General features: G+C 39.9%; 11 protein-coding genes. 3 read left to right on the top strand and 8 right to left on the bottom strand.

Translation table 11 applies throughout. The annotated features are described in order from the left end of the window. Positions 1–351 precede the first annotated feature (351 nt). Positions 352–1116: a polysaccharide deacetylase family sporulation protein PdaB gene (pdaB, locus tag ASE42_RS11225; RefSeq protein ID WP_024425619.1), complete on the top strand. Its 765-nt coding sequence runs from the start codon at positions 352–354 to the stop codon at positions 1114–1116. Here the strand turns inward: pdaB and ASE42_RS11230 are convergent. Next, a complete protein-coding gene (locus ASE42_RS11230) occupies positions 1109–1711 on the bottom strand; it encodes a KinB-signaling pathway activation protein (RefSeq protein ID WP_041105692.1) in 603 nt (200 codons plus the stop codon). The genes pdaB and ASE42_RS11230 overlap by 8 nt on opposite strands. A gap of 90 nt (positions 1712–1801) precedes the next feature. On the opposite strand from ASE42_RS11230, the gene gerD reads away from it, so the two are divergent. Beyond that, positions 1802–2380 (top strand): spore germination lipoprotein GerD, encoded by a 579-nt coding sequence (gerD, locus tag ASE42_RS11235; RefSeq protein WP_041105690.1) that lies wholly within the window; start codon positions 1802–1804, stop codon positions 2378–2380. A 37-nt stretch (positions 2381–2417) separates the two neighbouring features. Here the strand turns inward: gerD and ASE42_RS11240 are convergent, their stop codons facing one another. From ASE42_RS11240 to ASE42_RS11250, 3 genes are all read right to left on the bottom strand, one after another. Beyond that, positions 2418–3476: an Mrp/NBP35 family ATP-binding protein gene (locus ASE42_RS11240; protein WP_041105688.1), complete on the bottom strand. Its 1059-nt coding sequence runs from the start codon at positions 3474–3476 to the stop codon at positions 2418–2420. A 103-nt stretch (positions 3477–3579) separates the two neighbouring features. Continuing rightward, positions 3580–4293 (bottom strand): N-acetylmuramoyl-L-alanine amidase CwlD, encoded by a 714-nt coding sequence (gene cwlD / locus ASE42_RS11245; RefSeq protein WP_024425615.1) that lies wholly within the window; start codon positions 4291–4293, stop codon positions 3580–3582. Positions 4294–4351: 58 nt separating this feature from the next. Beyond that, positions 4352–4795, bottom strand: a complete 444-nt coding sequence (locus ASE42_RS11250; protein ID WP_034283869.1) for a DUF2521 family protein — start codon at positions 4793–4795, stop codon at positions 4352–4354. Positions 4796–4873: 78 nt separating this feature from the next. Between ASE42_RS11250 and ASE42_RS11255 the strand changes: the two genes are divergently transcribed. Then, positions 4874–5239, top strand: coding sequence for a DUF4825 domain-containing protein (locus tag ASE42_RS11255; RefSeq protein ID WP_235566761.1), 366 nt, complete (start codon positions 4874–4876; stop codon positions 5237–5239). A gap of 36 nt (positions 5240–5275) precedes the next feature. Here the strand turns inward: ASE42_RS11255 and ASE42_RS11260 are convergent, their stop codons facing one another. From ASE42_RS11260 to ASE42_RS11275, 4 genes are all read right to left on the bottom strand, one after another. Next, a complete protein-coding gene (locus ASE42_RS11260) occupies positions 5276–6355 on the bottom strand; it encodes a serine hydrolase (protein WP_235566763.1) in 1080 nt (359 codons plus the stop codon). A gap of 108 nt (positions 6356–6463) precedes the next feature. Then, positions 6464–6937 (bottom strand): GNAT family N-acetyltransferase, encoded by a 474-nt coding sequence (locus ASE42_RS11265; RefSeq protein ID WP_025092240.1) that lies wholly within the window; start codon positions 6935–6937, stop codon positions 6464–6466. A 126-nt stretch (positions 6938–7063) separates the two neighbouring features. Next, positions 7064–7588, bottom strand: coding sequence for a GNAT family N-acetyltransferase (locus ASE42_RS11270; RefSeq protein ID WP_034621546.1), 525 nt, complete (start codon positions 7586–7588; stop codon positions 7064–7066). 282 nt (positions 7589–7870) lie between these two features. Continuing rightward, complete coding sequence (locus tag ASE42_RS11275) at positions 7871–8710, bottom strand: HNH endonuclease (RefSeq protein WP_235566764.1); 840 nt, start codon at positions 8708–8710, stop codon at positions 7871–7873. Positions 8711–9372: the final 662 nt, after the last annotated feature.

Genomic DNA, 9372 nt, shown 5'->3' on the forward strand with positions numbered 1-9372 from the left:
TCGCCAGTTTGACTGACTACCTATGAAGTATCATAGGATTTTTTATAAAAACTCGAATTAACAGGTACGTTTTGTCTTGTTTAGTTTTCAAAGATCATCTCCGCCGTTCTTAGCGGCTTTAATAATATAACATTTCGCTTCATCTTATGTCAACAACTTTTTTCAAGTTTATTTCCCGAAGCGTTTTGTGTTTGTCACTGTGTGTCAGCGACGATTAATAATATATCACGAAAACTTTCTTTCGGTCAACGCCTTTTCAAAACTTTTTTTGAAATAGTTTTATTAAGCATCTTAAACCCTTGCCCTGCATACAATCAAGTAACAATCTTGGACAAGGCAGGAGTGTTTGAATTGAGTCGATTATATGTGTTGCCTATTAAACGGCTGAAGCAAGTTGTCATTATTCTTGTAGCAGCCCTTGCAGCTGCAACCTTTTTTTATGTACAAAAGGCACCGCCGCTGTCGGTATTTAAAACTGAACATGGACCCCGAGCCATTTATAAAGGCGAGACTTCATCAAAACATGTCTCTCTCACTTTTAATATTGGCTGGGGGGATGAGAAGGCTGTTCCTATTTTAAATGTCCTTCGAGAGTACGGTATAAAGAACGCCACCTTCTTTCTGTCTGCTTCTTGGGCTGAGCGTCATCCTGATATCGTGAAACAAATTAGGGAGGACGGCCACCAGATCGGAAGCCTCGGCTATGCTTATAAAAATTATAGCCAGCTTGAAGATAGTGAAATCAAGCAAGATCTTGTCCGTGCACAAAATACATTTCAAAAGCTTGGACTAGATGACATTCAACTATTAAGACCGCCAACTGGACAGTTTAACGAAACAGCACTAAAAATTGCCACACAGTACGGTTATACCGTTGTTCATTACAGTATCAATTCACAGGATTGGCTGAATCCGGGTGTCGACCAGATTGTTCAGAATGTAAATGATCGAATGAAAAGCGGGGACATTGTTCTCCTTCACGCCTCAGATTCAGCAACCCAAACCGCTCAAGCCTTACCCGCTATTTTGAAACAAATAAAAGAAAAACATTTAAAAAATGTGACGGTTGGCGAACTGATCTCCAATACGAAAACAAAGTCATCAGAAGTTAAGTAGCTTTCGCTTTTGAAAACCGCGGCATCGCTAACAGCTGAAACGCATTACAGCCTAATAGCGGGAACAGCATTAAATACAGCCAGTCCTCTTCATTGACTCTGAGCGCCGGGAACCATTCTAACGATGTGATGACGACCATGAGAAACATTGCGGAAATAAATGTTTTCTTAGAGGACTGCTGCTGTTTAAAGTAAGCCACGATCAATGCAAACACACCAATAAATATAGGCAGCCACAAGTATGGAAGAAATGATTCATTTTCTCCGAAAAACAAAAATCGCAAGTAAGCTAAATCAAACAGCACAAAAATCACAAGAAACAGCTGAATGGTATTCCACAAAGAATGTGACCGGAAAATCTCTAACGCAAACCGGTGCACCGTCAAGAAGACAACAAACCCCATCTGACTAATGACACTAAAAATCATTCCTACACCAATGAACCAAAACAACACAGATGCGATCTCTAGAATTTCAAACGATATAAAAAGCTTCTGATATTTCCCCCACTCCAGCGCAAAGCCTACCACGCTTGTAATGACCGCTCCAACAGCTAGCACAGAGAAGAAAAAACGAACTAAATCCCGACTTTTCATTGAATTGATCCAACCCCTATTTTTGTTATGTATAAATTTACGTGAAACATTCATATTAAAAGTAAGACATGTAACGAAAGGAGCCACAGTATGTCAAAAGGCATCTTGCGTATAATGAGCTGTTTTCTTCTTTTATCTCTAACAGCTTGTGCTCCCAAAACCCAATCCTCATCTAATATGGACTATGACGAAACAAAAAAAATGGTCGTCGATATATTAAAGACAGATGACGGTAAAAAGGCCATTCAACAGTTATTAAATGACGAGGCAATGAATGAAGCTTTGGTAATGGATGAACAAACTGTGAAAAAAACGATAGAGAAAACACTGACTTCTGATAAAGGCAAAGAGTTCTGGAAGAAGGTCTTTGAGGATTCTAAATTTGCCGAGACTTTCGCAAAATCCATGCAGCAACAGCATGAAAGAATGTTAAAACAGTTAATGAAGGATCCTGACTATCAACAGCTGATGATGGATATTCTCAAGGATCCTGAGATGGAAAAAAAATACGGTGAACTTGTAAAAAGCAAAGAGTTTAGAAAGCACTTAGAAAAAGTCATTACGGAAACATTAAGCAGCCCTCTTTATAAGAAGAAATTCGAAGATGAGCTCAAAAAGGCAGCATCTGAGAGCGGCAGTGATTCCGGCTCGCAAGGAAGCGACAGTTAAACATCACCCGAGTGGCGTTCATCCACTCGGGCTTTCATTATGCTTTCACTGCTAATTGTTCAATGACTTTATTCGCAATGTGTTGATACACTTCTCCTGTCGGATGACTTGCATCATAGACAGAAGGCGCGAAATCATCCTCATTCCAATCAGGCTGTCTTAAAGGAATTTGGCCAAGGACTGATACACGCAGCTCTTCAGCCAGCTTTTCCCCGCCGCCTTTTCCAAAAACGTATTCCTTTTCACCTGTTTTTTTGCTTTCATAATAGCTCATATTCTCAACGACCCCGAGCACTTCATGATCTGTTTGCAGTGCCATTGCGCCTGCTCTTGCTGCAACGAAGGCAGCCGTTGGATGCGGTGTAGTGACAATGATTTCTTTACAGCTAGGCAGCATTGTATGAATATCAAGCGCTACATCTCCCGTTCCAGGCGGAAGGTCTAATAGTAAGTAATCTAATTCTCCCCACTCAACTTCGTGGAAGAAGTTATTTAACATTTTTCCAAGCATCGGTCCTCTCCAAATAACCGGTGCATTTTCTTCAACAAAAAAGCCCATTGAAATCACTTTGACACCAAAGCGCTCCACAGGAATAATTTTTTCCCCTTTAACTGTTGGTCTGACAGTGATTCCCATCATATCCGGTACACTAAAGCCATAAATATCAGCATCAATCAGCCCGACTTTTTTCCCTAGACGAGCGAGCGCTACAGCAAGGTTAACAGAAACCGTCGATTTACCAACGCCGCCCTTTCCACTCGCAATCGCTAAGAACTCAGGCGGATTTTTAGAGTTAAGCAGGGTTTCTTCCTCATCTTGTGATGGCATAAACTTTTCAAGTGTTTCCTGAGGCAGTTCCTCAAAACGAAGTCCTACTGTGTTAGCGCCTGCTGCTTTCAAGGCTTGTACGATGTCTTGCTGCAGCTTCATCTGCTCAGCAGTGCCTGTTTTGGCAATAGCCACCTTCAGGCTCACATGCTCTTTCTCAGGCTTTAGGCTGATTTCCTTGATGGCATCCAGCTCACCAAGCGGTATATGAAGGAAAGGTTCGTCCATCTTCCCAACTAGTTTTCTCACATCATCTTGTCCGATCATAGCAGAACCTCACCCTTTATTGAATTCGTTTACAATCCAAGTATATCATACATATCCTTACAATGTCTGTCCTGTTTGCCTGCGATCAAAAGGAAAAAGCCCCTTATTCAGGCGGCTCTTTTTGCTCTGTTAAATATCTTAAAATCCCTTTATAAATAGAGGCAGCAATTTGATCCTGATATTTAGGTGTTGCCAGCTGTCCAGCCTCTTTCGGGTTGGAGAGAAATCCAATTTCCACAAGAGCTCCTGGCTTTGTGACATTTTGCATTAAATAAATGCCATTAATCCGCTTCGCCTTTCGATCTGTGTTTTCAAGATTCCTGCGCAATTCATCTTGAATGAACTTGGCTGCCTTTTCATTTTCTTCATACTTTCCGTAAAAAAACGTCTGAGCCCCGCTCCATTTGTTTGATGGTATCGCATTTAAATGAATGCTTAAATAGAGATCCGCTTCAGATTCATTGATGACTTTGACGCGGTTCCTTAAATCCTCCGCTTTCTTCCGGGCATAACCCTTTGTATTCTTTGATGATAAATCAGAATCATCCTCTCGGGTCATGAGAACAAGTGCTCCCTGCTCCTGCAAATAGTCACGTATCTTCATGGATACATCCAGTGCAATCTCTTTCTCAAGCAGCTCTCCTCCTACAGCCCCGCCATCTGGACCGCCGTGACCCGGATCTAAATAGATGATCTTCCCGCTTAGAGGCAAATTCCACGATTTCCATGAATCATCATTTAGAAATTGAAACCTGAATAAGAATAAGAGGACAATAAACCCAATTAAAAACCCTGTCCACTTCAGCTTTCTTTTCATCCCTGTCCCTCCCATACACCATTATTTTATAGATATGGGACAAGGGCTGGAAATATGCTTAGTGCAGCCGAAGCTTGTGTCTTTTTTCTGATTCACGAAAGCCTTCCTGCCACCACATGCTTAAAAAATCCTTCGCAAATGGATATAAACATGACATCTTCCGCTCCATACGGAACATATTCCCCCATGATTGCAAGCATCCTGCCAGCTCTTCAATCAGCTCAGCTTCCTCCTGGAAGGACCGCTTTTTGATATCGTCGAATGATTCGCCGTATTTACTCGACTCACCGTATCTCCCGCCAGCTAAGAAAGCTTCAATGGCGAAATCGATGCAGCCATCACTCATAATACCCGCTGGATCATCTGCAAATGGAAACAGCTTCTTTGTGAATTTCTCGGAAGCAGCCGTTACTTGTTGAAGAGACAATGTACGCAAAAGCTTCTTTTCAAGCGTGACATCTCGTTTTGTTTTCAGTTGATAAAATGAAAGCACTTCTGCCATGGACTGAACTCCTTTTTTCTTTGTATTGTTCGTTGGTTTGAACAAAACATGCAGTTCAGTAAATGGAAATGGCGGTCAGTGAACGATCGGAATGGAAAAGCATTAGACGTCACGTATGGAGTAAAAGAAAATGCAGGCTATACAGAAGAACAGTTTGACGCCTTCTGGTTTGATCAAAAGGATACGATCGAAAAAACGTATTTATACAACGCCATCGCACTTTTTATTCTTGTCGATAACGTAGAGCAAGTGACACTTAACATGAGCTCTAAAGACGAGCCGTCCGTCACGTTTAAAAGAAAAAAGCTAGAAAAAGAGCTCCCTCACCCTTTTAAAAAGTACAAAGACGATACAGCGTTTTGGCAAAAGGAACTGGTTGATGGAGTTGTGAAGTCAAAAAAGAAACGCCAAGATGTATACAAAGCGTTTCCAATGCAGAAATAATAAAACAGAGGGGTGTTTCCCTCTGTTTTTTGATGTTTATGTAGTGAAAGCCTGTATCAATCGTTGTCGAAAGTTTTGATCCACTGCTGCAGTAAGCATAAATTCGTTGAATACTTCCCCAATCCAGTGAGAATTGTTCGCTTTCGGATCATTGATAAAAAGAGAGATGGAAATAGTGGATGTATCTGTTCTTCGATATAAAGCACCTGTGAAAACAAACAATGTTGCTCCGCCTTTATACCAAAAATATTGATCTGTTTCCTTTTTCAATGTTTCTCCCAGTACGATTTGGCTAAAAAGACCCTTTTCTTCTGTTGTTAACAGCTCGTCATGAAGACGTTTCATAAATTGTGCATATTGATTGGTTGTAGACTTTGTCAGCTTTTGCGTCAGTAATGATTGTATACGCCAGCCTAATAAGTTCTTTTTTTTCATTTTTTCTTCTAACGCCTTTTTATACTCTGGGTCATTTTTCATGATATTAAAAATCTCATTCATTAGAGATTTGTATTGTTCTTCGGATACACCGCTCATTTTCTTGAATGCATCCCGCCGACGATCAGATACATAAGCGGACCACAAAATCATTGGCGTCAGCGGCATGAGTTCATCATGTTCTGTAAGACCTGCTTGTTTCATCTGATCATTGATCTTTTCTAAGCCCAGCCGGTCAATCAAATAATCCGTACAAGCATTCGAACTGAATTGCATCATCCCTTTGGCAACATCTAATAAAGTCGCATGCTCAGAAAAATCATTGACCTCCAGCCAGTACGCGTGCGCACCACCGTCTGTTCTATCAATATAAAACCGCTCTATATCAGGCAATGCCACTTTTTCCTCTAGCTTGATGCCGCCGCTCGATACAGCTTTAACAAAATGAAATAAAACCACTAATTTCACCGTACTTGCAAGTGGCGTTTTTTGATCAGCATTCCACTCTAACATCACATCATCATTTTCAATGATTGTCACTGAAACGTCCTTTTTGTTTTTTGCGACAAATGTCAAAAGATCTTCCTTTGTTTTTTTCATATCTCTTTTATACAACAAAACTTGAACCCCTACGTAAAGTACGACCACACCTACAACAACTAGACCGATTTTGAGTAACATGTTTCTCCTTTCCAAATAACAGAGGATTTATATATTGAATATAGCAAATATTTCTAATAAAGGCACAAAAAAGGCAGAGGTACGTGAATCCTCCGCTTCTTGATATCCTTATTCATGAGGCAAATGCAGCTTCATTCCTTCATGAGTGTCTTCAAATCCTAATTTCTCATAAAAATGGCGTGCTTCCGGCCTCTGTTTATCTGTTGTCAGCTGAATCATATGACAGCCGCGGTCGCTTGCGCGTTGAATGGCCCACTTTATAAGCAGCGAACCGACTCCTTTTCCTCTATGAGTCGAAGCCGTACGAACTCCTTCGATCGATGCTCTCCATCCCCCTTGATGTGTAAGAAATGGCGTCATGGTTAACTGAAGAACACCAACTGCTTCTTCCTGGTCACACGCAACAATGAGTTCAATATTTGGATCAGCATCGATTGAACGAAAGGCTTTGATATAGCTTTCTAATAATGGGCGAGTGTAACGCTCTCTCTTTTGACCTAACTTATCATCTGAAAGCATGAAGATGATTTGGTCGAGGTCTTCTAGCACAGCTTCTCTAAATGTCAATTGATTTAAATTCAATGAAAGCACCTCCTATGATAGATGGAAGACTGTTTTTCACTTACTAAAATACCAGTTAAGAGCGTTCTCATATAAAAATTTGATCAGCTGCTTTTTCATCAAAGTACTTCATATCATGAAAACTGATCAAGCTCTCTTCTCGAACCATTCCTCTTGTAGGAGGGCATAGTAAAACTCATCCCACCACTCATTTCCTTGGGGTATACACTGTTTAAAATACCCCTCTCTCCTCATCCCCAATTTCTCCATCACTCTCCACGATGGCACATTTTCAGGCTGACAAGTCGCAATGATTCGATGTAAGTTCAGAGTGTGAAAACCATGATGTAAGACAGCATACGCCGCTTCTGTTGCATAGCCCTTGTTTTGATAGGCAGGATTGAAAACCCAGCCAATTTCATATGTGTGCTCACCAAAGTAAGAATGAAACACGATATGCCCGATGCAAATCTGGTCTTCTTTTAGTAGAACAGCAAAATTCTTGGCTGTTTTAAGACGATTATTTTTAACAAATTCCTGCGCATTTTCTTTAGAAAAAACACCTTCCGGAATATACTTCATCACTTCCGGATCAGAAGTATATGCATAGACATCCTGCCAATCATCTTCAGCAAATGAGCGAATGATACACCTTTCTGTTGTCAGATTCATATGACACCCCCTCCATAGACTTCGTTTTTTAAACAGAAACCTTGCTATGATCCTATTTTATATGTTTCCATACAGAAAAAAAGCACCAGCAGGATGCTGATGCTTTTCGTATATGGTTTGTCTGTAACAAACCTTTGTAAAACGTCCATACAATATAAAATTGATTAACGAAGTGCGAGACGCGCTAATTAACGGGCTATTTTTGCATCAGCCAAAAAGAAAGAATGTCATTCTGTATATTTGTCGTCAAAATGTGATCAAAATTAACCTGTGCCCATTGGGTCAAATTTTGATTGTTTCCACTTCTACGCACTTTAACACTTTCTCTTGAAGTTTTCTTACGTCCTCTTCCAAATCTAAAATATGCATTTTATCATGGCAATTAGGACAAAGAGCAATAGTGTTGTATATTGAATCATCTCCACCACGTGATAGCCATTTAATATGATGGGTATGTAAATGAGGCTCCCCATTCATATTTAAATATGGAGCCGGTTGTTCACATAACTGACAAACTCCCTTTGCCCAGCGTTTTGCAAATTCTGTAACATATGGGTCACGTTCATATGTAGTTGAGATAGTCTTACGTTTACTACTTTTTCTTCTGGCGGTTCTAGCTCTGTTTTCTAAAACGGTCTCACCCAGTTTTCTTACCTTCTTTTCCCTCAACACTTGTTTCATTTTTATCAACTTATCTGGAATGATAAACTTTTGATCGTCTGCCAATACAAGAGGGAAGACCCATACTTGTCGCAGTTGGTCATTATCATCTAGCTGCTCTTCTTGATAAGGTTCATCAGCTAGTTTCACTACCCCACGATACACATATTTCTTCGCTTCAAACACTTCGAACAAATGCATCTCCACTTTATTACTTAATGATTCAGCCACAGTTTTATTTTGAGATGTCAATGTCTGATCTCCCATTCTACCCATACCAGTATAATGAAAAACATTTCCGTCCCATCGGTCTTCATACAATGCTTTGGTATGATCCGATACTAAAACTAAGGTATTCGTTTCAAGCGAGCGCCTCATACCTCCTTGAGGAGCACATTTAAAAATTTCAGTTATCTCACTATTATTAAGTGTACTTATGGGTTCTATTTTCGCTAAACTCACTATTGCACCTACCTATAATTTAATAACATCACGTAATACGTAATAATAAATATTCCTAGATCGCATCTACAGTTCAACATAGTGGTCAATAAAGGTGATTCAAAGACCTTTAGGCAAATTATATAGCAAAAACACATTATTTTCCCTATTTTCCTCTTACCATACATCATAAATTAGCTAACAAAAATTGGCGAGTTTTGCTACACGAGAACTCATCAAACCATGGAATAAATGCTGTCTCAATAGTGAGGAGTTTGCCTCTGCTGATTACGGAAAATACAACCGCTCTGAGGCAATAGCAGTAATGACCTATTTTCATATTATAAGTTTATTTGAAGCGGGATCAGGCATTAAAGATGTACAGGCTCGATTAGGCATCCAATGACTATGAACATTTATAAACACGTAACAGAAACTCTAAAAGATCAAACCACTCAAAAGTTTCAAAGGTATAGAGTTATAACCAGCAATAAATTCTCGTGGTCCTATTATTTTAGAGCCTAAAAAAAGACCCCCAAGCATAAGCTTGAGAGCCTTTGAGAAACGTAATAGAATTAACGTTTTGAGAACTGAGGTATCTAGATACAGCAACATCAAACAAGTATTTGTCTATTACCGGTATATTACTCAAAAGCTGTCGTACAACTTCAAAGATGATGAGT

Source organism: Bacillus sp. Root920, from assembly GCF_001429445.1.
In the GTDB taxonomy this organism is placed as follows: Bacteria; Bacillota; Bacilli; order Bacillales; family Bacillaceae; genus Bacillus; species Bacillus safensis.